Genomic DNA, 26,109 nt, shown 5'->3' with positions numbered 1-26,109 from the left:
AAGCCAATGGTTTGACACAAAAAGTGCCCTTGTTCAATAAATCAGCAGCTATATTGGCCAAAATCAGCCAACATAACACGCTGATATCATATATTGCTAACCAACAAACTTACGTGCGTTTCTGAAAATACGCATCCATGCCCCATCCTCTTCCCAGTCATCAGGACACCAAGAGTTGGCTACAGCTCTAAATACACGCTCGGGGTGCGGCATCATAATGGTGCTACGCCCATCAGCAGAAGTTAGTCCTGTGATCCCTTGTGGAGAACCGTTAGGGTTTGCTGGATATTGCATGGTTGGGTTACCAAAATTATCCACGTATCGCAATGCCACGTGCTCATTTGCTTTTGCTAACGCTTCAGCACTGGCAAACTCTGCTTGCCCTTCACCGTGGGAAACCGCAATTGGCATACGCGAACCGGCCATGCCATCGAGAAGCACAGATTTGGATTTCATCACTTCAACCATAGCAACACGTGCTTCAAAACGCGCAGATTGGTTTGTCACAAAGTGAGGCCAGTGATCGGTACCTGGAATGAGTGACTTCAAGTTAGACAACATTTGACAACCGTTACATACACCTAAGCTAAAGGTATCGTCGCGAGAAAAGAACTTCTCAAATTGATCTCTCGCCATGCTATTAAAGAGTATTGACTTCGCCCAGCCTTCACCTGCTCCTAAAACGTCACCGTAAGAAAAGCCGCCACATGCGGCAAGGCCCGCAAAGGTGTCTAGTGGACTTCGACCTGAAAGAATATCACTCATGTGAACATCTACCGCATCAAAGCCTGCACGCGTAAATGCCGCTGCCATTTCAAGATGGGAGTTAACCCCCTGCTCTCGTAATATAGCGACCTTTGGCTTAGCGCCAGTGGCAATGTAAGGTGCCGCTATATCATCGTTTACATCATAAGATAAGTTAGCGTGTAGGCCTGGGTCTGTAGCGTCTTGCTTTGCCATGTGCTCTTGTTCTGCACACGTGGGGTTATCGCGCAGCTTTTGCATCTCAAACGTTGTGGTTGCCCATGTAGTTCTCATCGACACTCTGCTGTCAGCTAATACCGCAACACCGTCGCGCTGAAACTCAATCATATCGGTAGTATTAACCGAGCCGATGTCATAAGTGATGTCGGCTAAGCCGTGCTCTGCAAGAATAGCATTTACCGCCTCGCTGTCACGCTCTAGCACCTGCACAACACCGCCTAACTCTTCGTTAAATAACACTGATAAATCATTACCGGTGAGTTTATCTAACGCTATTGTTACACCGGTTTTACCAGCGAAAGCCATTTCCGCAACGGTAGTGAATAAACCGCCATCGGAACGGTCGTGATACGCTTGAACCAGCCCCTTTTCCAAAAGCGCCTGAATTGCGTTGAAAAAGCCTTTTAGTCTCGCGGCTGAAACCACATCTGCTGGGCTATCGCCGAGTTGCTCATACACTTGCGCTAGGCAGCTTGCACCTAAGCGATTGTTGCCCTCACCAAGGTCAATGAGCAATAACTTACTGTCGCCTTTGTCAGTTCTTAACTGGGGCGTTACGGTTTTACGAATATCTTTTACCGCACCAAACGCAGTAATAACTAAAGAAAGTGGTGATGTGACTGATTTCTCCTCGCCATCGTCCTGCCATGCCGTTTTCATCGACATGGAGTCTTTACCCACTGGAATAGTTAATCCCAATTCAGGGCAAAGCTCTTCACCAACAGCTTTAACCGCTTCATACAAACCTGCATCTTCACCTGGGTGACCGGCAGCTGTCATCCAGTTCGCAGACAATTTAATGCGTTTAATATCACCGATGTAAGAGGCCGCAATATTAGTAAGAGCTTCACCTACTGCAAGTCGTGCAGAAGCCCCATGAGATAGTAAGGCGACTGGCGTGCGCTCTCCCATTGCCATTGATTCGCCGTGATAGGTGTCAAAGGCACTGGCCGTAACCGCGACGTCAGCAACGGGAACTTGCCACGGACCCACCATTTGGTCGCGATTGACTAACCCTGTTACAGAACGATCGCCAATAGTGATAAGGAACGTTTTCTCTGCGACGGTGGGCAGAGACAAAACGCGCTCTGCAGCTTCACTCAAACTTATTCCTCTGTCATCAAATGCAGGGGAGTTTGCCACTTTCGAGGTTACATCACGATGCATTTTAGGTGGTTTACCTAGTAAAACATCCAGTGGCATATCAATAGGTTTGTTATCGAATTGGCTGTCATTGAGGTTGAGGTGCTCTTCCACCGTTGCTTCACCTACTACCGCATAGGGAGCTCGTTCACGGGCGCAAATTGCTTCGAATACTGGCATATTTTGCGGTGCCACTGACATGACATAGCGTTCTTGTGACTCGTTACACCACAACTCTAATGGCGTCATGCCCGGCTCGTCTGACAATACTTTTCTTAGCTCAAAGTTACCACCGCGACCACCATCGCTGACTAACTCGGGTAGCGCATTAGACAAGCCACCCGCACCCACATCGTGGATAAACTGAATAGGGTTATTTTCACCAAGCTGCCAACATGCATCGATCACTTCCTGACAGCGACGCTCCATTTCTGGATTCTCTCGTTGTACAGAGGCAAAATCTAAATCTTCGTTTGACTGGCCTGATGCCATTGATGAGGCTGCACCGCCACCAAGGCCGATATTCATCGCTGGCCCACCAAGTACAATTAGCTTGGCACCCACCGTAATTTCACCTTTCTCAATTTGGTCACGGCGAATATTACCCAGCCCACCGGCGAGCATAATAGGCTTGTGATAGCCTCTTACTTCAACACCGTTAAAGCTGTTTACTTCTTGTTCGTAAGTACGGAAGTAACCCAACAGATTAGGACGACCAAATTCATTGTTAAACGCAGCGCCACCTAACGGGCCTTCTGTCATAATATCAAGTGCGCTAACAATTCGCTGCGGCTTACCGTATTCACTTTCCCACGGCTGCTCTGAACCTGGAATGCGAAGGTTAGACACCGTAAAGCCAACAAGCCCTGCTTTTGGCTTAGAGCCTCGGCCTGTTGCGCCTTCATCGCGAATTTCACCACCAGAGCCTGTAGCAGCACCAGGAAAAGGCGAAATAGCTGTTGGATGATTGTGTGTTTCAACCTTCATCAGAATATCAATATCTTCGTGATGATATTCATACTGATGAGACTGAGGATTTGGGAAGAAACGTCCGGCTTGCCACCCTTCCATTACCGCTGCGTTATCTTTATAGGCAGAGAACACGCTGTCAGGCAGCAATTCGAAGGTATTTTTGATCATTTTGAAAAGTGACTTTTCCTGATCTTTTCCGTCGATAGTCCAGCTGGCATTAAAAATTTTATGACGGCAGTGCTCAGAGTTTGCTTGTGCAAACATATAGAGCTCTACATCCGTTGGGTTTCTGCCTAACGTCGTAAAGCTGTCAAATAGGTAATCAATTTCATCATCAGCAAGCGCTAAGCCTAAAGACACGTTTGCGTTTACAAGTGCATCTTTTCCGTCTTCTAACATCTGTACAGAAGTAAAGCTTTTCGCCTCTGCCTGTGCAAAAAGCACCGCCGCATCATCAGTATTGGTAAACACCGATTCTGTCATTCTATCGTGTAAGAAACTAGCAACTAGGGCAAAATCGTCATCACTTAAGCGGGTATCGGTATCAATGTAAAACGCGCAACCTCGCTCAATACGGTTAATAGTATCAAGACTACAGTTATGAGCGATATCGGTGGCTTTTGAGGACCAAGGTGAGATAGTACCTGGACGAGGAGTGATAAGAAAAAGTGTTCCAGAAGGCGACTGTGTTTGCCTAGCAGGCCCGTAAGTGAGCAGTTTTTCTAAGATTTCTATTTGCTGATTGGATAAGTCACCTTGAGAATCTACTAGGTGAATATATTCGCTATAAAGGTTATTCACCTTAACGCCGGATTGACCCAGCTTTGCAATCAGTTTAGTTTGGTTGAACTCTGATAGTGCGGGAGCGCCTCGAAGGACCAACATAGTGCTTTACCTGGTTGTTTTGAAACAACGACCATCAATGCGACGCGTTGCCTCTTAAATTGATGAGTAATTCGGCGCGGATTATAGAGCAATTATGCTCATTTGGTAACCTCAATACGACCTTACGTGACATTTTTTTGAAATTTTTTAACTAACACAAATAAGAAAAGCGCTATGCAGTTACAACGCTATAAAAAGCAATTTCGACTTTACGCACTACTGATACTTTCAGCTGTTACCATTGCCTGCACGGTGCCCTCTGTACCGACGGCATTATCGCAGTTACTCGAAAGAGATTCTATCAAGGTTGGAACCGTATATGGCGCCGGCACCTTCTACAATGGTGCCAGCGGGCCACAGGGATTTGAGTACGAACTTTTGGCCGGCTTCGCTGATTATCTCGGGGTAACGCTCGATTTGTACCCGTTTTATAGTTATGAAGTTATGTTGCAGCAGCTAGAAGAAGGAAACCTCGACATTGTTGCAACCGGCGATGCCGTCACATCAAATTTGCAACAGCGTTTTGCCTATGGACCTGCATATCAATTCGTGGATCAGCAGTTAGTATTTAAAGCCGGCACAACTAGGCCTCGTAATTTACAAGCGTTATCTTCACCTATCATTGCTGTATCGGGAAGTAGTCAAGTATTCGTGCTCAATGAGCTTCTTGGCCAATCGTCTTCACAAATACCGTCATCTAAGGTTGTCACCACCGAGGATTCTGATTCAGAGGAGTTGCTGCAGCAGGTCGCATCAGGAGAAATTAGTTTTACTGTGGCCGACAGCAATCGGCTAGCCTTGCAGCGCAGGCGCTATCCTAGCTTGGCTGTGGCAAAAACCTTGAATACCGAAATGCCAATGGCGTGGGCTTTGCCGCTAAACCAAGATGACTCGGTGAAAGCGGCAATTATTGAATATTTTGGAACGGTACATCAATCAGGCTGGTTTACCGTTTTGGAAGACAAGTATTTCGGCCATATTCGTCAGTTTGATTATGTTGACAGCCGTGCATTTAAGAAGGCGGCAGAATCTACCCTTAAACAATACCAACCCTTGTTCAAAAGGTATTCAGGCGACTTAGACTGGCGACTGCTGGCGGCCATGAGCTATCAAGAGAGTCACTGGGAACCTAATGCCGTATCTCGCACGGGTGTTAGAGGACTGATGATGCTCACTCTTGATACTGCAAGTGACTGGGATGTAAGTGATCGCGTTGACCCCGAACAAAGCATTCGCGGCGGCTCTCGTTATTTTGCTAGCTTACTGAGTCGTATACCCGCGCGAATTGGTAACCCTGACCGAGTATGGATGGCCATGGCTGCGTACAATATAGGAATGGGGCATTTGGAGGATGCAAGGGTGTTAACCGAGCGTCAGGGTGGTAACCCTGACTTATGGGTAGATGTAAAACGCAGATTGCCCCAACTTAGGCAGAAAAAATACTATCGAACTACTCGCTATGGCTATGCCCGCGGTGATGAAGCAATGCAGTATGTTGAAAATATCCGGCGCTACTATGACAGTCTGGTGTGGCTCGATGAACAAAATAAAATATAATACCAATAGTCTGCCTAAATAATTACCCACTCAGAAGTCGCTGGCTATTGAAATATGTCATTTAAGTGTCATCTCTATAACGTAATTTTAGAAGCATAAGCCTAATTCAATTAGATACCATCGAGGTGCCTGTGAATTTGGTGTTATCTAGCTTCCCAACATCGTTTGAATAGGGAGTGTATATGAAAAAAAATAGATTTATGAGAAGAGGAATTACATTGAGAAATAACAACAGACGCAGACTGTTAATAAAGAAAAGTCATCAAAAAGTATTACATCGCAGAAGGCTTTATGTCACCAATGACATGTTCACCCAATTGACCAGAAGCTATGATTAGCTTGCTCTGTGGTGAACTTGTTGTGACTCCGAGCCTTTCTTACTGCACCTGCTTTTGACGGTTATTGTTTTCGACGGCTCTTGATTCTGACGACCTAGGGTTTGCACTACTTCTGGTCCTAATTGCTTCAGATTTCAGCTATTTCACCTTTGAACTGCCTTGGTTTATATTTCCTTCGTTTCTTGGCTCTCGCATTGCTGTGCGCGCTTTGCTTTTTTTGCTGCTTTAATCTCTTTTCTGCGCTTTTGGAAAAATGACGAAATTTTGTTTGCACATTCATCGGCTAACACACCAGACACGATTTCAGATTGATGATTTAGCACAGGGTGCTGCAGCAAATTCATCACCGAACCAGCAGCGCCTGTTTTTGCATCCCAAGCCCCAAAAACTACACGCTTCACTCTGGCATGGACCAACATGCCCGCGCACATCGAGCATGGCTCTAAAGTAACGTAAAGCGTTGCATCTATCAGGCGATAGTTTTGCACATGTTTAGCAGCCTGAGTCACCGCATGCACCTCCGCGTGCGCGGTGGGGTTGTGATCTTGTATCGGCGTGTTCCACCCCTCACCTATCACTTCGCCCTTAGCCACCACGCACGCACCTACAGGTACTTCGCCAATGGCTTCAGCTTTGTCAGCAAGTAGCAATGCGTGCTTCATCCACTTTATGTCTTGCTCGCTGGTCTCTGAACAAGAAGAAGTCGTATTGTCAGGGGTCATTTCACGGCATACCTTGTATTGACCATTTCAGTGATTCATTCGTCAATATCACTAAATTGGTTAGTGATTTTCGTCATATCATGCGCGGAAACTCCCGCCCCAAAAACCTAAACCATTGTTAAAATTAAACTTTTAACCTCTGGCAGCAATCTTGCTCTTATCTTACTATTATCTTGCTAGAATATTTTTACACAAATAATTTCTATGTAGATAAAAAGAGTTTATGTAAATTAACTTTAAACGATACATTTTAAGTAAATACGCTGCGTAAATCAGCCAGACAAGACAAATTTATTGTAATCGACTACACTTTTTTAACGCTATTTGAGAGGGATGCCACTATGAATTTAACTGCTATTGCTATTGTTGCTATTTGTGCATGGGCGCTGGTCAGTATTATCGACAGCGCGAAAGATAAGAGCAAGAAAAAACTTAACGGCAAGGAATTCGATGCATACAAATCGGAAATTGCTGAATTAAAAGAGCGTATTTCGGTATTAGAGAAAATTGTTACCGACGAAAAATACGACCTCAAAAAGCAGTTTGCTGATTTAGAAAAAGATCGCGTAGCCTAACTGAGCATTAGCATCAATAAGGTTTTAAGAGGGCTAGTTGCCCTCTAATAGTTTGCGCTCTGCCCGCTCCACTCTTCGCGGTTTTCCTGCAATGATAAGCACATCGTGGGCTTGAAGTATGGCATTATCGTCTGGCTCTTTCACTTCGTTACCCTCTCGACGTAGTCCCTTCACTTTTACCCGCATGCGGGCGAAATCAATATCGTTTAAGGGTTTACCCACAAATGCAGCGCCTTCGCTAAGCACAACGGCATGGATAAACTCCAACTTATCCTCTGTGCCGTAACTTATCTCAGTGGTTTCACCTGGGTAGAAACCATGCATGTGATCGTAACGGCCTTTTCGCTCTGCTCTTACCCGCTTCAATATTCTCGACATAGGTACACCAGCGTAATGCAACACCTGAGAGACTAGCATTAGGCTTCCCTCCTGCAGTTCAGGCACAACTTGGTTTGCTCCAGCAGAGTAAAGACTTTCTAATTGATAGTCTCGTTTCGTTCTCACCATTACGTCTGTAGAGGAAATGGTTCGGGCCTGGGTAATAACTTGTTTGGCTTTATCTACTTGATCGAAGGTCACTAACACCAAGGTGGCCTTTTCAATCGCAGTACTTATCAGAATATCTTTCTGACTGGCGTCTCCAAAAACTACTGGCTCTCCTGCATTGCGACTCTCCTGTACTCGTACAGGGTCCATATCTATGGCGACAAACTTTATCCCTTCCATTTTCAGCATACGTGCCACCGACTGCCCGACCCGACCGAAACCGCAAATAATGACATGATTAGTCAGGCTATCGTGGCGTACACTCGTTTCCTCATCGGTGAGGGTTAAATCACTTTTCACAATACGCTTTGCAATTAGCACACTGTTACTCATTAACCACGGGGTTAACGCCATGCTAATGACCCCCATACTGATAATGAGTGACGATTGTTGCGTTGAAAGTACACCATGGGTAGTGGCTAGCGCGGCAATAACGAAGCTAAACTCTCCTATTTGGCAAAGTTTCACGCCAGCCGACCATCCGTCAATGGGGTCGGTTTTAACCAGCATCGATGCAAGCCTCACCAGTATCACCTTCACCAGCATAAGGGCAAAGACACCGAAAACGATTTCAAATAGATTGCTCCACAACACGCTTAAATCTAGCTGCATGCCAACGGTAACAAAAAACAATCCCATCAAAATGTCTCTAAAGGGGCGAATATCTGCCTCTAGCTGATATTTATACTGGCTTTCTCCCAACATCATTCCGGCTAGAAAAGCCCCTAGCGCCATTGAAAGACCAAAATAGTAGGTTAATCCACCGGCCAATAAAGCGATTAAGATAGTGGTAAGAACGAACAGTTCATCGGTTCTCGTTCTGGCGACCTCTCTAAATACCCATGGGAGTACCCACTTACCAACAGACATAAGAAAGGCGATAACGAACACACCTTTAAGTAATGCCTCACCTAGTGCCAAGCCAATACTTACTTCACCTGTTTGTGCTAGCAAGGGAATGGCAATAAGAAAAGGGACAACGGCTAAGTCTTGGAAAAGCAGAATACTGATTGCTAGCTGAGTGCGGCGATTGTTTAAGATCCCCATTTCAGTGGCTTGCTTTATTACAATAGCTGTCGAGCTTAGTGCGAGGGTTCCGCCCACAATGATCGAAGCACTTAATGGCAACCCTAAAAAGTATGGAACGCTTGTGAAGACTGCGGTGGTGATTAACATCTGCCCCAAGCCAACCCCAAAAACTAATGAGCGCATTGCAAGCAATTTAGGTAATGAAAATTCAAGCCCTAGAGAGAACAGTAAAAATACAATGCCCACTTCGGCCAGCAGATGCATCTGCTCTGGGTGAGCAAATACCGATAATATTTGTGGGCCAGCAAGAATGCCTGCAAAGAGGTAGGCAAGAATAGGTGGTAAGTGCGCTCGCTTAAATAAAGCAACCGCACACACCGATATAAACATTAAAACCACTATGTTTAAAAAACCAGCTCCCACTTTACCTCCGTTACTTCTTTTAAATATTCAGTGATGCTACGTCACAGCTCCCACTGAATTGGCAGGCCACTGAGTTGGCAGGGCCGCCTAGTAAGAAACCCCAATGCGTCAAAAAAGAATTGGCACTTAGTTTGCAACGTTCTTAATCAATAGCGTGTTAGCGTGCACGTGTTACATCTGCCGAGAGCATTCGCCGATGTATTCGACGAATGCTCTCGGCAGATGTAACAGCCCCGATGCACGCCAACATTTAAGATAAATATTGCCGTCCTTGCCCATGCTTGGCGTCAGTATACGCACCAGTGTCAGTGATTTGACACACAACCGATGCAACATATTGCGAAAAGGGTACGCCGTGGAATTTTCAACGTCAGTATACGATAGCACACACCATAGCAGTTTTTATCCGAGAGAGTCACAGGCTCACGGTCTTTCTGTGAGTGAACTGACTGTATTCATCAATCGACTACTTTCTACACTTGAGCTTGAAGAGTTGGGTACACTTTATTTCCAACAGCTGAACGCTCTTTTGCCAGTGACAGGTTTGAGCTTGACGGATTTTGACCCCCGCTGGGTATACGGCAATGCAAAAATTTCGTCAACCCTGATTGATTTGCCTCTGCAAGGCTCTGCATCGAAAGGTGGAGAACAAGCGCACGCTTACTATTACATTAGTTCACCTCTTTCGCTGTCGCAACGTGAGATACTTTTTCAACTTCATGATTTATTTGGTAAACAAGTAAAACATGCCGTATCGCATTCACGCATGAAGAGTATGGCCACAAAAGATGGCTTAACTGAGCTGGGTAATCGTATTGCCTTTGAACAAGCTATGATCCGTCAGCGTAGCTGGGCACAGCGCCGAGATGAACCATTTTCATTGTTGGTTTTAGACTTAGATAACTTTAAGCAGGTTAATGACACGTTTGGGCACAGTGAGGGAGACCGTGTGTTGGCACACGTGGCTTCGCGTTTAGTGAACGTACTGCGCAATGAAGATGAGCCCTTTAGGTATGGTGGCGATGAGTTTTGCTGCATTTTAGACTGTCAAACCGAGCAGCAGCTTTCATGTGCCGCTGAGCGAATAAAGGCCAGTATCGGTAGTTCCGATTACTTGGTGAATTTAGGCATTTCATGTAGCCTAGGCGGCGCACTCTATCGCTTAGGTGATACGACGCACAGCATGTTCGACCGAGCTGATAGTGCGCTGTACAAAGTAAAAAGTTCAGGGAAAGATGATTATCAAGCAGCATAATCACTGTTGCCTGCATGCTTAATTAGGGTTTTGATTAGGACTCTGTCTTATTTACGACTCTGAGCCAATGGCGAATCTGCTCTTTTTATAACTAAAACGCGGCAAACTCTTGCCGCTAATTCTCTAAGCAGTGCTCGATACGTATATCTACCTTTACGCTGCTGTCTTCACGTCTTAAATAAAGGCACTCCCTATTGGCAATGACTGCTACCGGAGTATCGCCAATAAAAATTACCGGTACGCCCTGTCGCTCCCAACGAGGTACGCGCCATACCTTAAACCAATTTTTTAACTCTTTTGACACCCCAGCTTGCTCAGGTTTAACCTTAAGCCGTCGCATATCAGTTTTAAGACAAATCGCCTCGTCACTGTTTTCAAGAGACACGGTGAGGCTCATATTCAACCACTCTAGGCAAGTCGTCTCGTGATTGTTGAGTGCTAGCGTTGCCGGAATATCTTCTGTTGGCTTTACCACCCAGTAAATATCGCCATTAGAGCGCGCAACTTTACCCCACTTAAACGACATTTCCGGTGTAGCGTCTTGTTTAGCACCTAGCATGGAAAGCAGTTCATCTAACTGCGCTTTTGACGGCGCTAGTTGCCCTTGCTGGGTAAACCACAATCGAATCACTGCTTTTTGCCAGGGTATCGACAGTGTTGACAGAGCATCGCCATTTATACGAACCGGTGATAACTGGCAGTCATTTAAGAATTGATTGGCAGTATCATTGATTAAATGAGACTGCTCTGCGCATAGCAACGCACTGCGGCTTACCGTTTTGGCTAATTCAGGCCAGCGCGCAACTAAGTCAGGAATAATATCATTTCGCAAAAAGTTTCTATCGAAACTGGTTTCAAAATTCGACTCGTCTTCAACCCAGCTCAATGCCTCACACTGAGCAAAACTGACGATATCCTCCTTTTTGAGGCTCAACATAGGCCGCAAAACCAAGGTGCTCCCTCGCCACTGAGACTCAGCCATACCGGCAAGTCCTTGCGGCCCGGCTCCACGTTTTAACTGCAGCAGTACTGTCTCTAATTGGTCTTCTGAATGCTGCCCAAGAAGCAGTACGCCTCCTATTTGCTCGCAAGCACTTAGTAGGGCGTGATAACGCGCCTTTCTTGCCTCCGCTTCAATACTTTTACGTGAGCTTGTATCAACGACAACCCGCTGCTGGTGATATACGACATCATTTATTCTGCATTGTAAGTCGCAATGCTTTGACCACGCGTCGGCATTATCACTTAGCCCGTGATGAATATGCACTGCATGAAGCTCGCAGTGATATTGGTCGCGATATAATAAGGCTAATTGTAAGAGTACTGATGAGTCCACCCCGCCGCTAAAAGCAACGACAAGAGAGGAATGTAAAGGAAGGTTAGCATCGTTGAGACCAGCAGCAATTGAGTTAATTACCTGCTGGCCTATTTCAGTTGTTGTGGGGGGCACGCACTATCCGTTTGTTAATTAGCAGTAGCCAAACGACATAAGCCGCTGATAACGCTCTTCAAGAAGTTTGTCTTTGTCTAACTCTTTGAGTTGACTCAACTGCTGTTTCAATACCGCTTTCAAATTGGCAGCCATACTCTTGTGATCTCGGTGAGCACCGCCCAAAGGTTCTTCAACAATACTGTTGATCAGCCCAAGCTCTTTAATTTGCGGGGCGCTGACACCCATTGCTTCTGCGGCTAGTGGCGCTTTTTCCGCGCTTTTCCACAAAATAGAAGCACACCCTTCAGGTGAGATAACAGAGTAGGTTGAATATTGAAGCATATTCACTCTATCGCCCACGCCAATGGCTAATGCGCCACCTGAGCCCCCTTCACCGATAACAGTACAAATGATGGGCACAGTGAGCTCTGCCATTTCAAAGAGATTCTTTGCAATGGCTTCGCTTTGTCCACGCTCTTCAGCACCTACGCCAGGGTATGCACCTGGGGTATCAATAAAGGTAATGATAGGTAAATTAAAACGCTCTGCCATTTTCATTAAACGTAGCGCTTTGCGGTACCCTTCTGGCTTCGGCATACCAAAATTGCGTCTCACTTTTTCATTAGTATCGCGGCCTTTCTGGTGCCCAATAACCATAATTGGCTGACCGTCTAACATGGCCGGCCCACCTACGATGGCTTTGTCATCAGCAAACGCTCTATCCCCTGCTAACTCGTCGAATTCAGTGAAAATACGCGGAATATAGTCCAGCGTATATGGACGCATTGGGTGGCGAGCTAGTTGAGAAACTTGCCATGCACCAAGGTCTGAAAAGATTTTTTTCGTTAAATCCGCGCTTTTGCCTCGTAATTTATTAATCTCTTCTTCAATACCTACATCGAACTCACCGCCTTGATTAACCAGTCTTAGCTCTTCTATTTTTGCTTCTAATTCGGCTATGGGTTGCTCAAAGTCCAAAAACTGTATGCTCATTTTATGTCCTATTCTATCTACGCTCGTCAATACAAACGCGAGATGTCCAATCTATCGAACTCTACCTTCTAATGGTAGAGAATTGAAACGGCTTTTTCTCCCAAACATTGTTTGAGATCGTGCAAGAGTTGATCCTCTGGGGTTACATACCACTTAACACCACACGCTAACGTTGCTTCGGCGTCGGGGTGCGAAACCTCTATTTGAACAGGACAACTACCGCCATTGAATGCCTGCAGAATAGATTGCATCTGACTCATTTTCTTCGTTTCAAGCGACTGGGTATCAACTTTCAACGCCAGCGCTTTCGCATTTTTCTCTCGTGCCTGAACAATGTCCATTACATCACGGGCGGTGATTGTATTGCCCCCAGAGAAATCATCAAAGCTGACCTGTCCCTTTATGAGCAATATTTTATCGGTTTCTAGCACACTTTCGAACTGTTCATAGGTATCGGGGAAAAAACGTACATCCATTCTGGCACTCTTATCATCCAGTGTCACTATTGCCCAGCGACGTCCTCGTTTGTTCGTCATTACCCTTACACCAAGTACAAGACCTACCGCACTCGACATTTGATCTTTATTCGTTGGTTTTAAATCCACAAGACGACCATCGGTATAATAGCGAAGTTCATCGGCGTATTGATTGATGGGGTGCCCGGTTAAATATAAACCTAAGGTGTCTTTTTCACCTTCTAGCCATACTTTTTCAGGCCATTCGGGAACGTCGGCAAAGGCCTGCTCTACTTCATCGGGCTCAGTGGTCAGTAGTCCAAACATATCGGACTGTCCAAATGACTCAGCTTTCGCGTGCTGACCTGCCGCGGCGAGTGCCTCTGGCAGCGTAGCCATTAGTGTAGCTCGATGTGGACCTAAATTATCCATAGCGCCAGCTAATACCAACTTCTCTAGCACCCGCTTATTGACTCGCTTGGTGTCGATTTTTGCGCAAAACTCGAAAAGATCTTTAAATTCACCGTGAGTATCTCGGGCTTCAATGATGGCCTCAATTGGGCCCTCACCAACCCCTTTTATAGAGCCAATGCCATAGACAATGCGCCCTTTACTATCAACGGTGAATTTATATTTACCGGCGTTTAAGTCTGGGGGCAGGATCTCAATGCCCATGCGCTCGCATTCGTCTACCAGGGTAACAATTTTATCGGTGTTATCCATATCCGCAGACATTACCGCGGCCATAAATTCAGCAGGATAATGTACTTTTAGCCACAGCGTTTGGTATGACACCAATGCATACGCCGCAGAGTGTGATTTGTTAAAACCATAACCTGCAAACTTTTCCACCAAGTCGAAGATTTTCATGGCCAAATCAGGGTCAATGTTATTACCCTTAGCCCCTTCAGCAAACGCGCCGCGCTGCTTAGCCATCTCCTCTGGCTTTTTCTTACCCATTGCACGACGCAGTAAGTCGGCGCCACCAAGTGAGTAGCCCGCCATCTCTTGGGCAATCTGCATAACCTGTTCTTGGTACAAGATAATACCGTAGGTAGGTTCTAGAATAACTTCTAAGCACTCGTGCTGATAATCTTTATCCGGATAGGAAATCGCTTCCCTACCGTGCTTACGGTCGATAAAGTTATCTACCATGCCCGACTGCAGTGGACCTGGGCGAAATAATGCCACCAATGCAATGATATCTTCGAAGCTGTCGGGTCTAAGACGCTTGATTAGCTCTTTCATACCCCGAGATTCGAGCTGGAAAACCGCGGTAGTTTCAGCATTTTGAAGCGTGCGAAAGCTTTTGGCATCTGCAAGAGGAATAGCAGAAATGTCTATATCGATATTTTTGCCTTCTTTGACCATATCAATAGCCCACTGAATGATGGTCAGCGTTCTCAGTCCCAAGAAGTCAAACTTAACCAGTCCCGCGGTTTCAACATCGTTTTTATCAAACTGGGTGACTGGGTTATTCCCTTCGTCATCACAGTACAATGGTGAAAAGTCGGTAATAGTGGTGGGCGCAATAACCACACCACCGGCGTGTTTTCCTGCGTTACGGGTAACACCTTCCAAAATACGCGCCATATCAATGAGGTCTTTTACCTCTTCGTCTTGCTCGTATACTTGAGGAAGCTGCGGTTCTGCTTTGAATGCTTTTTCAAGAGTCATTCCTGGGTCTGGCGGGATAAGCTTTGAAATTCTATCTACGAAGCCGTATGGATGTCCTAGTACCCTTCCCACATCACGTACAACGGCCTTCGCTGCCATCGTACCAAAGGTAATAATTTGCGATACCGCTTGGCGACCGTAAAGCTCGGCAACGTGATCGATAACCTCATCCCGTCTATCCATGCAGAAGTCCACGTCAAAATCGGGCATAGATACACGTTCAGGGTTCAAAAATCGCTCGAAAAGTAAATCGAATTCAAGGGGGTCGAGATCAGTAATTTTTAACGCATAAGCCACTAATGAACCCGCACCTGAACCACGCCCAGGCCCAACGGGTATACCGTTATCTTTACTCCATTGGATGAATTCCATCACGATAAGGAAGTAACCCGGGAATCCCATTTGATTGATAACTTCGAGCTCTATTCGAAGTCGGTCATCGTATTCTGGGCGTTTTTCCTTGCGTTCATTTTCATCTGGAAATAAAAACTCAAGCCTGTCTTCAAGGCCTTCCTCTGATACTTTGACCAAAAAGTCTTCGGTGGTCATGCCACCCGTAGGAAACTGAGGTAAGAAGTACTCATTTAAACGAACGGTAACATTGCATCGCTTCGCTATTTCAACGGTGTTTTCTATGGCTTCTGGAATATCGCTGAACAAGTCTACCATTTCTTCGGCAGTTCGCAGGTACTGCTGCTCGCTGTAGCGCTTTGGGCGACGGGTGTCGTCAAGGGTATACCCATCGTGAATACACACGCGAATTTCATGGGCTTCGAAGCCTTCTCTATCAATAAAGCAAACTTCGTTGGTCGCTACCACGGGTAAGTCTTGCTGATGAGCAAATTCTACTGCACGGTGAAGGTAGTCTTCTTCTCCCACCCGTCCAGTGCGAACAAGCTCTAAGTAAAAGCGGTCTTTAAAATTAGTTTTATAAAACTCGATTGAAGCATCGAGAATTTTCGTATTATTTTTGGTTAGCCCCACGCCAACATCGCCGTGTAAACCACCAGAAAGCACGATAAGCCCTTCACTGTGCTCAGCAAGCCAAGACTGGTCGATAACCGCGCGATGAGCTAGGTGACCTCTTAAATAGGCTTTGGATATAAGCACGGTCATGTTCTTATATCCCTCATTGTTCATCGCTAATAGGGTTAGCCTGAACGGTTCGTCGCCAAATACCTCATTCGTTACCCAAAAGTCAGTGCCAATGATGGGCTTGATACCCTTCGAATGCGCTTCAGAATAGAACTTCACTAGGCCGCACATATTCATCTGGTCGGTGATAGCAACAGCAGGCATTTCAAGCTCAGCTACTTTACTCAAAATGGGCTTAACCTTGTTAAGCCCATCCATCATTGAATAATCACTGTGGACCCGTAAATGAATAAATGGCGAAGACATGATGTTATTTCTCTTTTTTAATTTTTGCGAGGCATCTTGCGCTAGCAGCATTGTTAATTACTGTGCGTTAGCAGTTTTTTAATTATTATTTGTTAGCAACGCCTTTACCGGCTTAAAACTTTTGCGATAGCAATCTAGCACACCAAACTCGGCCAGTGCCGCAAAATGTGCTTTAGTAGGATAACCTTTGTGACTTGCAAAGTTGTATTGAGGAAAAGCCTCGTGTAGAGCCAACATATCATTGTCACGCTCGACTTTTGCAATAATCGACGCCGCGGATATTTCTTGATGTAGGCTATCACCTTTCACAACCGCTTGTGATGGGTAATTCCATGCAGGCAACCGATTGCCATCAACGCGCACAAAATCAGGTGTAACGGGAAGTCCTTCCACAGCTCGCACCATCGCTAACATGGTTGCGTGCAGTATATTTAACTTGTCGATTTCAGCTGGATTAGCACGACCTATATTCCAATACAGTGCCTTCTCTCGAATTTCTTGAGCTAATACAATGCGTTTTTTTTCGCTGAGCTTTTTTGAATCGTTTAGCCCTTCAATAGGGTTTGACGGGTCTAAGATAACGGCAGCGGTTACCACATCACCAACGAGAGGTCCGCGACCTACTTCATCTACACCGGCTATTAATTTATCCAAGTAACTCCTCCACTACCGCTCTTGCAGCTGTTTTATCAGCGTCACATTTTAGCGTATGGTGGAGTTCGGTGAAACGGGAAATAAGTGCAGAATTGTCACTTTCAAAGAAACCTAATAATTGATTGCTCATATTCTCAGCGTTTACGTCCTCTTGAAGTAATTCTGGAACAATTGCATCGTTAGCAAGTAAGTTAGGTAGCGCAAAATACGGCGCTTTGTAAATGCGCTGCATAATTTTGTAGGTAAGCGGAGCCAGTTTATACGCAACAACCATGGGCCGCTTACACAGCATGGCTTCTAAGGTTGCTGTGCCAGAGGCCAAGAGTATGACATCACTGGCAATCATGGCATCACGGGCAGTACCTGTCGTGATGTGGATAGGGAGTCGCGCTTGAGCATTGTCAGCCTGCGCTAAAAACGCTTTAATTTGTTCTAAGCGATGTTCATTAGCAGCAGGGATAACAAACTGGATATCAGAGCGCTTTTTGTGGATAGCTACCATAGTGTCCAAGAAAACGGGCAGTAAGGTATCCACTTCACCTCGACGAGAGCCTGGCAACACCGCCAAAACAGGCTTGTCAGCAGCAAGGTCTAAGGTAGTTCTGGCTAGAGACTGATCCGGCACTAAAGCGATAGTATCCGCCATAGTGTGACCCACAAACGTATAGGGCACCTGGTATTTATCGTATACCTTTTGCTCAAATGGAAACAAACCCAATACACGGCTCGCTGCATTCGCGATTTTGTGAATACGCTTCTCTCGCCATGCCCACACGGTTGGACTGACATAGTGAAGGGTTTTTATACCCCGCTGTTTAAGCGTCTTTTCCACACGCAAATTAAAATCGGGGGCGTCTATACCTATAAATATGTCTGGGGGGTTCTGTTCAAAGTGGGCGAGCAGCTCCTTTTTAACTTTTAGGATGGCAGGAAGATGGGACAATACTTCGACAAGGCCCATTACCGACAACGTTTCCATGTCAAATAATGTATTAAAACCTTGGGCCTGCATATTAGGGCCACCAATACCCTCTATAACTGCATCGGGGTATTGGCGCTTTAGTTCAGCGACCACTCCAGCGGCTAGTACATCACCGGAAGGCTCTCCGGCAACCATGCCAATTCGTAATGGCGTTTTCATGACTATCGGATTATGCCCCGCTCAGCATGGCGAAGAAACTCTACCATGCGCGCTACACCATCGTGATCGTTAGCGGGTGCTTCTAGCGCGTCGATGGCCTCTTCAATAGTATTGCCAGCACGATAAATGACTTTGTATGCGCGCTTTATCGCAAGTACTTCGTCTTTATCGAAGCCTCTGCGCTTAAGGCCTTCCGAATTAATGCCTTGAGGAATATTTTTGTGACCGCTCACCATAACAAACGGCGGGACGTCTCTTAAAATAATGCCACCAGCACCTAAAAAGGCATGAGCGCCTATTTTACAAAATTGGTGAATACCCACTGCACCACCAACAATAACAAAATCATCGATGTGAACATGGCCTGCAATAGCACAGTTATTAGCAACAATGATGTCGTCGCCGAGCACGCAGTCGTGGGCAATGTGGGCGTTAACCATAAACAAGCCGCGAGAGCCGATAATGGTTACGCCTTCGTCTTGCACGGTACCGCGATGAACGGTAACACCTTCACGAAATTCGTTGTCGTCGCCAATGATGAGTTCGGTGGGCTCACCTGCATACTTCTTATCTTGGCAGTCTTCGCCAATAGATGAAAACTGAAAGAACTTGTTATTTTTGCCTATTCGCGTTGTACCACGAACAACTACGTGTGACTTCAAGATGCAACCATCGCCAATAGTTACATTATCGTCGACCACACAAAATGGACCAATAGTGACATTTTCACCAATGGTAGCGCTCTCTGAAATTACCGCAGTAGGATGGATCACGTTATGCTATCTCTCTCATCGCACACATAAATTCTGCACTGCATACTAAATCGCCGTCGACGGTTGCAGTACCTTTAAATTTCCAGATCCCTCTTCGTTCTTTCACTAACGCCACATCAAAGTCTAACTTATCACCAGGCACTACCGGGCGCTTGAAGCGGGCGTTATCAATTCCTGCATACAAGTATAGACTGTCATTTTTGCCCATGGTTTTAAAACCAAGTACACCTGCCGCCTGCGCCATCGCTTCAAGAATAAGCACGCCTGGAAAAATTGGCTGGCCTGGAAAATGACCGGTAAAACACGGTTCGTTAATCGTTATATTTTTATACGCTTTGATTGACTCACCAAGAACGTAATCGGTGACGCGATCGACTAACAGAAAAGGATAACGATGTGGCAATAATGCCATTATTTCCTGTATTTCGATGGTATTAAGTGAATTGGTCAAGAACTTTCTCCTGTAATCAAGCATGACCTAGCAACTGATTTATGGTCAAACTCGCCGTAAAACTAAATTCGGCGGCAACCATACGCTGTTAAACGCAAAAAACAAATCAGACCAACACCTTTCGGTTGTTGGTCTGATAAATTGTTGCACACTACCAGCCTTGGCAATGTTTTAGTTAGCTTTGCTAACCTGTTCTAAAACTTTCTCAGATAGGTCGTGGTCTTCTTTAGCGAAGGCAACCGCACCAGCGTTAAGCACAAGGTCATAACCTTGTTTCGCCGCTACTGTATCAATTGCTTGTTTTATAAGACCTAGCAGCTTGTTACGCTCTTCGTTACTGCGACGCTGAATGTTTTGCTGAAGAGGCTGGCCTTTTTGAGACAACTCTTCACGAACAGATAAGATCTTTTGTTCTAGTTCTTTTTTCTCTGAGTCGCTCATTGTTGCTGCATCGCGCTGAAGGCGTTCTGCGTAGAACTGACCGTCACGTTGAAGCTGATTAACTTCTTCAATTTGATCTTTAAACTCTAATTGAATTGCGTTTTGCAACTCTGCAGCCTGAGGCATAGCTTGGAAAATACCTTGCACGTCTACCACGGCCATTTTCTGCTCTGCCATTACTGACGTACTAACTAGTGCACTACTTAGCATTGCACCTGCAACGATATGTTTAACCAACTGTTTCAAAGGGAACTCCTTTTTGTATCTTCTTGTTTGGGACACACGAAGTGCGAGCCCGCTTTTCTAATTAAAAACTATCTAAAAAGTTTGACCAATGTTGAAAGTGAAGAATCTCGCATCATCACCGTCACGCTCTTGGATCATTCTAGAGAAGCTGAATACCATTGGTCCCATGGGTGAAACCCACTGAACCGATAGGCCTGCCGAACTACGATACAGAGTCCAGTCTGAATAGTCCAATAGCTCACCGCGCTGTTGCGGGTTAACATTTAACTGTCTGAATCGTTCGTAATCAAATTCAGTATCCCATACGTTACCCACATCCACAAACAAACTTGTTCTTACCGAGTTGTCCATGTCAGCTTCAACAAACGGTGTTGGAACGATAAGCTCAATACCGCCGAGAGCCATTGCATTCCCACCTAAACTTTGTCTAGACCACGAAATAACAGCATCAGCTGGATCCGTTGGAAAAGCTTCGCCGTCTGGACCAATTATATTACCAGGTGACGATACCAGTAAACCTCTAGGACCAACGGTGTTATTTTCAAACCCTCGTAGTGAGTCTGCACCACCCGCGGTAAAGTTTTCTGTAAACGGAAGAATTTGTTCATTGCCGTTTATGTCGCCATAGCCGTTTCCGTACCCTAAGCGAACTCGAGCTAGGAAAGACCAACGATTATTACGCGACAGTGGAAAATACCACTTACCATCAAATACAGATTTAAAATATGTTACATCAGAGTTAGGCGTTGTAGCACTAAACGAGGCGCGTTGCGATGAACCTGCCGTTGGGAACAAGCCACGGTTTAGGGTAACTCTGCTCCAACTCACACTCGCAAGGTAGCTGTCATATTTTACCGCTGCATCAGGATCGTTTCCGTCTGGGAACTGATTGTAGAAGCGTTCTGTCTGCTCGTAGAAACCACGGTTAAATAATTCTACATTGCTATAGGTTAGACCAAAGTTAATACGATTAACTTCATTTATCGGGTAACCAATGTTGGCGCCAACAGACCAGCGCTTCGAGTTATACTGGATAACGTTAAAGTCTGAACCATCAAATTCGCTGTAACCAATACTTCCACCTAAACTGATACCGTCGATAGTGAAGTAAGGGTCGTTATAGGTTATTTGCGCTGATTTCTGATAAGAAACCGTACTTAGGTTAAGTCCTACTCGCTTACCGGTACCTAGGAAGTTATCCTGCTGTATACCCGCTTGCAGACTCAACTTCGTTCTGTCGCCATAACCAATACCTGCGTTAAATGAGCCAGAAGGCTGCTCTTTAACGTTGAAGTTAACGTCTACTTTATCTTCCGAGCCAGGAATTCGCACTGTTTCAAATTCTACATTTTCCATGTAGGTAAGACGAGATAGCTGGCTTTTTGACACCTCGAGCTGGCTATTTGACAACCACGTGCCTTCCATCTGACTGACGTTTTGACGCAGTACGTCATCGGCGGTAACTACGTTTCCGTTAAATTTAATTCGGTTAACGTAGATGCGCTTGCCCGGGTCGACAGACAATGTCAGTTTCACCGTTTTGTCTTCATCGTTAATATCAGGCACGGTAGTTACCGTTGGATAGGCATAGCCAAATCGGCCAAGATATTTGCTGATGAATTCTTCTGTGTAAGTCACTTCACCTTGGTTATAAAGCTCACCAGGTGTTAACGGCAGTACACGTTCAATATATTCTTCGTGTCCGAGAACATCACCCACAAGCTCTACTTCTGAAATGGTGTATTGCTCACCTTCAGACACGTTCATGGCCACGTAGATACCGCTTTTTTCTGGTGTCATAGACACCTGCGTTGAATCTACATTGAAGCGCAGGTAACCACGGTCGAGGTAGTGGTTGCGCAACGATTCCATATCGCCTTGCAGCGTTTGCTGCTGATAACGGGTTTCAGATAAGAAATCCCACCAGGGGGTGTCGTATTGAAGTTCAAACGACTCCATCAACTCCTCATCTGAAAACAGCTCGTTTCCAACAATGTTAATTTGTTCTATTTCCGCTGCGTCCCCTTCTTCGAAAAGAAGTTTAAGATCCACACGATTACGCGGTAGAGGCGTAACAATGGCGGTAACATCAGCGTTATATTTACCGATACTGTAGAAGAAATCCTTAAGACCATTCTCAATAGAGGTTAATACGGTTTTGTCTAGGGGTTCACCAATCCTTACGCCATTTCCATCTAAGCTTTCTTGCAGCTGCTCATCTTTGATGTCGTCATTGTCTTCAAAAATGATATTACTGATGGTTGGACGCTCAGACACGCGCACAACGAGTGTGTTGCCATCCCTCAATATCTCAACGTTTTCAAAGTGAGTTGAAGAATATAACGAACGGATAAGCTGAGTTACACGGAATGTATTTAGCTCATCACCTACTTGCACAGGCAAGTAAGTTAACGCCGCACCAAGTGCTACACGTTGTAAACCTTCAACACGAATGTCTTGTACTACGAATTCACTGTTTTGCGCCGCAGCATTGGCAAAGCTAGCACTGGAAAGAATAACTCCGGCTGCTACTAACTGTTTTAACTTCATCTATTTTTCTTTTCCTGGCCGCGTTTCATATTTGCTGTTTTGTACTTCCTGATATTCATCAGGTTATGCGAGCAATATCGTTAAAAATAGCGATACCCATAATCATAAACAGAAGCACGCCACCTATTCGGTAACCCCATTCTTGCACCGCTTCGGGCACAGGCTTGCCAGTGATCCATTCAACGATGAAAAACATCAAATGACCACCATCAAGCATGGGCAGGGGTAATAAATTTATAATGCCTAAATTTACGCTTATTAAGGCTAAAAAACTCAAGAAGTATGCAAGCCCATAACCAGCGCTTGTACCTGCCCCTTGAGCAATTGAGATAGGCCCGCTCAAATTTTTAACTGACACATCGCCAGTGAGTAATTTGCCTATCATTTCGACACTGAGTGTCATTAAGCGCCATGTTTTATCTAGCGCTGTCCCAATAGCCTCTATAATGCCATATTGATGCGTAAACACATACCCCTGTGGCCAAGACTCAAACGTTGGGCTCACGCCAAGATACCCACTTTGCCCTTGTGGTGTATCACGGCGCGCTATCGTGGCACGAAGCATCTGTTGCTGTCCATCCCGTTCAATAGCAAGAGATATAACCTCTCCAGGACTTTCAACAACTTCATCAACTAACGCATTCCACGATGCAAGCTTATTACCATTAAGTGCAACGATTTTATCACCAGGCAAAAGCCCCGCTTCCTTCGCTGCACTATCATCGCCTACAAAACCAACGGTTAAAGTTGGATTTGGGCGAAATGGCGTCAATCCTAAGCTGCTTAAAGGAGACTCGATATCTGGGTCAAAGTTCCAAGTATCCAATGTAAATGTGAGTTCTTTTTCAGTGTTTGATGAATTTCTAACCGTCACTAGGGTATTGTCACCGCCAATATTTGACACTAACTCTAAGTTAACGGCTTCCCAGTCTGGCGTGTTTCGCCCATCAATATTGATAATTTCATCGCCAGGTTGCACACCTGCCACGTAGGCAATACTGTCAGGCTCTACCGCTTTAACTACTGGCTTAACCGTCTCTAGACCTACTATGTACATTAGCCAGAGCGCAAAAAACGCAAATATAAAATTAACGCCTGGGCCCGCAGCAATTATCGCCATACGTTGCAATACGGTTTTGTTGTTAAAGGCTTTATTCTCGAGTTCAGGTGGGATATCGTCAATTCGTCCATCAAGCATTCGCACGTATCCGCCAAGTGGGATCATGGCAATCACATATTCTGTACCTGACTTACTCAACTTGCGCCAAATCGGCTTGCCAAAGCCTATGGAAAAACGCTCTACCTGCACTCCACATTTTCGCGCCACATAAAAGTGACCCCATTCGTGAACGGCAACAAGAATACCGAGAGCAAGAATGAATGCACCTAGACTCCAAAAAAATGCTAGCACTGAAATTTACCTCGAATTAATTCGTTCGCTTTGGTTCTAGCCAATGCGTCTTGCTCCAATATCTGCTGAATAGACGTCATATCCACCATAGACAGCGCATTGAGTGTCGCCTCGTTGACTTTTGCAATATCACAAAAAGCAATTTGCCCCTCTAGGAAGTGCGCTACTGCAACTTCATTGGCAGCATTTAAGCTGGTCGTTGCACACTGCCCCTCTTGACAAGCGTCTATTGCCAACTTCAAATTTGGATATCGTTCAAAGCACGGCGTGTGGAAGCTGAAGTCGGCTAAGCTTTTGAAATCTAGCGGCTTGACGCCAGCGTCAATTCGCTGGGGATGTGCTAAGCCATAAGCAATGGGCGTGCGCATATCCGGATTCCCCATTTGGGCAATAACCGAACCATCAACGTACTGCACCATTGAGTGAATAATGCTTTGCGGGTGAATTACAACATCAATATCGCTGGCATTGACACCGAATAGCCAGCATACCTCAATAAACTCAAGCCCCTTATTCATCATGGTGGCTGAATCGATAGTAATCTTTCTGCCCATGGACCAATTAGGGTGAGTTGCAGCCTCATCGATAGTAATGCTACCAAAGGAGTCTAACGCTCTCTCTCTAAACGGTCCGCCAGAGCCAGTAAGCAATATTTTTGCAATACCGGAGCCCGCTAAATCGCCGTAAGTATAATCATGGGGTAGGCATTGGAAAATAGCGTTGTGTTCACTATCAATAGGCAGAATTTGCGCGCCGCTTTTATTCGCCGCATCGATAAAGAGCGCACCGGACATAACCAATGCTTCTTTATTGGCAAGCAATACGCGCTTTCCCGCTTTTACTGCGGCCATGGTGGGCAACAAACCTGCAGCACCAACAATTGCCGCCATCACAGCATCTACTTCTGGCGCGCTTGAAACATCTTCTAAGGCCTGCTGGCCGCATAGAACTTCTGCTTCAACATTATGTAGCTTAGCTAGATGTAAAGCATCGTCGTAATTTGCAGGGTCAGCAATGACCACGTAACGGGGCGAGCATTTATTCGCCTGCTCCATAAGCAAAGATAACTGCGTGTTGCCGGTGATAGCAAAAATGCGATATTTGTCTGGGTGGCGGTTGATAACATCAAGTGTATTGCAACCAATGGAGCCTGTGGCCCCTAATACCGTTACCGTCTCCATTACGCCATCCAAGTAACATAGCAAAACGCGAAAACAGGAAACGCAGCCGTTAAGCTGTCAATGCGGTCTAAGACTCCACCATGCCCGGGTAAAATCTTGCCACTGTCTTTAATGCCTGCACAACGCTTTAGCATGCTCTCGTTAAGATCGCCTAACGCTGATACTGCCACCGTAATTCCGCCGATTGCAAGATGAAGCCAGATACGCGACGGTTCAACTTGGTAATGCAGTGCGGCAAAGGCGATAATAGCAAACGACGCAGCAATACCACCTAATAAGCCTTCTAAGCTTTTACCCGGTGATACATTAGGACGCAGCTTATGGCGGCCAAACTTAACGCCCACAAAAAACGCGCCAATGTCAGCGGCCCATACAATACCCAATACATAAAAGATAAGTGAGGCGCCATAGAAAGGGTCTACATCATGCAAACTTGTACGAAGCGCGATAACCGCAACCCATGTAGGAATAAGAGTAAGTAAACCAAATACCGTTCGCACCACCCTGCTGTCGCGCCAAAATTTAGAATACTTTGGATAGGCAAGCACCATTGCCAATGACGCAAGCCACCATACAACGGCTACGCTGAGAATACCGGTATATAGGCCGTGTAGCTGGCCTTGGTACCAGATTACACTGGCATCAACAATAAACGAAAGCGCAATACAAATAGTGAATGCACCTGCCATAAACAGCAGTTTTTTAGGTCTTTCACAGACACCCGCCATGGCTGCCCACTCGTAAGCGCCGATACCTACAACGCCAGCTATAGCAATCTCAAACCAGAATATTGGTAAGAATAGAATGGCATACAGTGCAAGTGGCGCAAGAATTAATGCGGTTATTATTCGTTGTTTTAGCATAATTTGCCCTT

General features: G+C 45.6%; 18 protein-coding genes. 3 read left to right on the top strand and 15 right to left on the bottom strand.

The window, feature by feature from the left end; genetic code table 11:
- Positions 1–96: 96 nt before the first annotated feature.
- A complete protein-coding gene (gene purL, locus O9X84_RS00940; protein WP_269517620.1) occupies positions 97–3,984 on the bottom strand; it encodes a phosphoribosylformylglycinamidine synthase in 3,888 nt (1,295 codons plus the stop codon).
- 174 nt (positions 3,985–4,158) lie between these two features.
- On the opposite strand from purL, the gene mltF reads away from it, so the two are divergent.
- Complete coding sequence (gene mltF / locus O9X84_RS00935; protein ID WP_269517619.1) at positions 4,159–5,541, top strand: membrane-bound lytic murein transglycosylase MltF; 1,383 nt, start codon at positions 4,159–4,161, stop codon at positions 5,539–5,541.
- Positions 5,542–6,043: 502 nt separating this feature from the next.
- Here the strand turns inward: mltF and tadA are convergent.
- Complete coding sequence (tadA, locus tag O9X84_RS00930; protein ID WP_269517618.1) at positions 6,044–6,601, bottom strand: tRNA adenosine(34) deaminase TadA; 558 nt, start codon at positions 6,599–6,601, stop codon at positions 6,044–6,046.
- Between the two features lie 341 nt (positions 6,602–6,942).
- Here tadA and O9X84_RS00925 point away from each other — a divergent pair, with 341 nt between their 5' ends.
- Positions 6,943–7,176, top strand: coding sequence for a hypothetical protein (locus tag O9X84_RS00925; RefSeq protein WP_269517617.1), 234 nt, complete (start codon positions 6,943–6,945; stop codon positions 7,174–7,176).
- 33 nt (positions 7,177–7,209) lie between these two features.
- Here the strand turns inward: O9X84_RS00925 and O9X84_RS00920 are convergent, their stop codons facing one another.
- On the bottom strand, positions 7,210–9,174 hold the full coding sequence (locus tag O9X84_RS00920) for a cation:proton antiporter domain-containing protein (RefSeq protein WP_269517616.1): 1,965 nt from the start codon (positions 9,172–9,174) through the stop codon (positions 7,210–7,212).
- A gap of 355 nt (positions 9,175–9,529) precedes the next feature.
- On the opposite strand from O9X84_RS00920, the gene O9X84_RS00915 reads away from it, so the two are divergent.
- The gene (locus tag O9X84_RS00915; RefSeq protein WP_269517615.1) at positions 9,530–10,429 is read left to right on the top strand and encodes a GGDEF domain-containing protein; all 900 of its coding nucleotides are present in this window, start codon (positions 9,530–9,532) and stop codon (positions 10,427–10,429) included.
- A gap of 115 nt (positions 10,430–10,544) precedes the next feature.
- Here the strand turns inward: O9X84_RS00915 and tilS are convergent, their stop codons facing one another.
- From tilS to O9X84_RS00855, 12 genes are all read right to left on the bottom strand, one after another.
- Positions 10,545–11,879, bottom strand: coding sequence for a tRNA lysidine(34) synthetase TilS (gene tilS, locus O9X84_RS00910; RefSeq protein WP_269517614.1), 1,335 nt, complete (start codon positions 11,877–11,879; stop codon positions 10,545–10,547).
- A gap of 18 nt (positions 11,880–11,897) precedes the next feature.
- Positions 11,898–12,854, bottom strand: a complete 957-nt coding sequence (accA, locus tag O9X84_RS00905) for an acetyl-CoA carboxylase carboxyl transferase subunit alpha (protein ID WP_269517613.1) — start codon at positions 12,852–12,854, stop codon at positions 11,898–11,900.
- Between the two features lie 68 nt (positions 12,855–12,922).
- Positions 12,923–16,387 carry a DNA polymerase III subunit alpha gene (gene dnaE, locus O9X84_RS00900; RefSeq protein ID WP_269517612.1) on the bottom strand — a complete coding sequence of 1,155 codons (3,465 nt, stop codon included), beginning with the start codon at positions 16,385–16,387 and terminating at the stop codon, positions 12,923–12,925.
- 78 nt (positions 16,388–16,465) lie between these two features.
- Positions 16,466–17,041, bottom strand: coding sequence for a ribonuclease HII (gene rnhB, locus O9X84_RS00895; RefSeq protein ID WP_269517611.1), 576 nt, complete (start codon positions 17,039–17,041; stop codon positions 16,466–16,468).
- Complete coding sequence (gene lpxB, locus O9X84_RS00890) at positions 17,034–18,182, bottom strand: lipid-A-disaccharide synthase (RefSeq protein WP_269517610.1); 1,149 nt, start codon at positions 18,180–18,182, stop codon at positions 17,034–17,036. Before lpxB ends, rnhB begins: the two co-directional genes overlap by 8 nt.
- 2 nt (positions 18,183–18,184) lie before the next feature.
- Complete coding sequence (gene lpxA, locus O9X84_RS00885; protein ID WP_269517609.1) at positions 18,185–18,955, bottom strand: acyl-ACP--UDP-N-acetylglucosamine O-acyltransferase; 771 nt, start codon at positions 18,953–18,955, stop codon at positions 18,185–18,187.
- Between the two features lies 1 nt (position 18,956).
- Positions 18,957–19,406 carry a 3-hydroxyacyl-ACP dehydratase FabZ gene (gene fabZ, locus O9X84_RS00880; protein WP_163105216.1) on the bottom strand — a complete coding sequence of 150 codons (450 nt, stop codon included), beginning with the start codon at positions 19,404–19,406 and terminating at the stop codon, positions 18,957–18,959.
- Positions 19,407–19,577: 171 nt separating this feature from the next.
- Complete coding sequence (locus O9X84_RS00875; protein WP_269517606.1) at positions 19,578–20,093, bottom strand: OmpH family outer membrane protein; 516 nt, start codon at positions 20,091–20,093, stop codon at positions 19,578–19,580.
- Between the two features lie 72 nt (positions 20,094–20,165).
- Entirely contained in the window at positions 20,166–22,643 is a 2,478-nt protein-coding gene (bamA, locus tag O9X84_RS00870) for an outer membrane protein assembly factor BamA (RefSeq protein WP_269517605.1), read from the bottom strand.
- Between the two features lie 58 nt (positions 22,644–22,701).
- Entirely contained in the window at positions 22,702–24,054 is a 1,353-nt protein-coding gene (rseP, locus tag O9X84_RS00865; RefSeq protein WP_269517604.1) for a sigma E protease regulator RseP, read from the bottom strand.
- Positions 24,048–25,235, bottom strand: a complete 1,188-nt coding sequence (ispC, locus tag O9X84_RS00860) for a 1-deoxy-D-xylulose-5-phosphate reductoisomerase (RefSeq protein ID WP_269517603.1) — start codon at positions 25,233–25,235, stop codon at positions 24,048–24,050. The genes rseP and ispC overlap by 7 nt, the downstream gene beginning before the upstream one ends.
- Positions 25,235–26,098 carry a phosphatidate cytidylyltransferase gene (locus O9X84_RS00855; protein WP_269517602.1) on the bottom strand — a complete coding sequence of 288 codons (864 nt, stop codon included), beginning with the start codon at positions 26,096–26,098 and terminating at the stop codon, positions 25,235–25,237. Before O9X84_RS00855 ends, ispC begins: the two co-directional genes overlap by 1 nt.
- Positions 26,099–26,109: the final 11 nt, after the last annotated feature.

Origin of the sequence: Alteromonas sp. BMJM2, from assembly GCF_027257845.1 — a bacterium.
GTDB lineage: Bacteria > Pseudomonadota > Gammaproteobacteria > Enterobacterales > Alteromonadaceae > Alteromonas.
This window is presented reverse-complemented; position numbering and strand designations above follow the sequence as displayed.

Bases quoted from the DNA above. Each gene is read 5' to 3' on its own strand.
- purL (WP_269517620.1), bottom strand. From the start codon at position 3,984: ATGTTGGTCCTTCGAGGCGCTCCCGCACTATCAGAGTTCAACCAAACT.
- mltF (WP_269517619.1), top strand. From the start codon at position 4,159: ATGCAGTTACAACGCTATAAAAAGCAATTTCGACTTTACGCACTACTG.
- tadA (WP_269517618.1), bottom strand. From the start codon at position 6,601: ATGACCCCTGACAATACGACTTCTTCTTGTTCAGAGACCAGCGAGCAA.
- O9X84_RS00925 (WP_269517617.1), top strand. From the start codon at position 6,943: ATGAATTTAACTGCTATTGCTATTGTTGCTATTTGTGCATGGGCGCTG.
- accA (WP_269517613.1), bottom strand. From the start codon at position 12,854: ATGAGCATACAGTTTTTGGACTTTGAGCAACCCATAGCCGAATTAGAA.
- dnaE (WP_269517612.1), bottom strand. From the start codon at position 16,387: ATGTCTTCGCCATTTATTCATTTACGGGTCCACAGTGATTATTCAATG.
- lpxB (WP_269517610.1), bottom strand. From the start codon at position 18,182: ATGAAAACGCCATTACGAATTGGCATGGTTGCCGGAGAGCCTTCCGGT.
- bamA (WP_269517605.1), bottom strand. From the start codon at position 22,643: ATGAAGTTAAAACAGTTAGTAGCAGCCGGAGTTATTCTTTCCAGTGCT.
- ispC (WP_269517603.1), bottom strand. From the start codon at position 25,235: ATGGAGACGGTAACGGTATTAGGGGCCACAGGCTCCATTGGTTGCAAT.
- O9X84_RS00855 (WP_269517602.1), bottom strand. From the start codon at position 26,098: ATGCTAAAACAACGAATAATAACCGCATTAATTCTTGCGCCACTTGCA.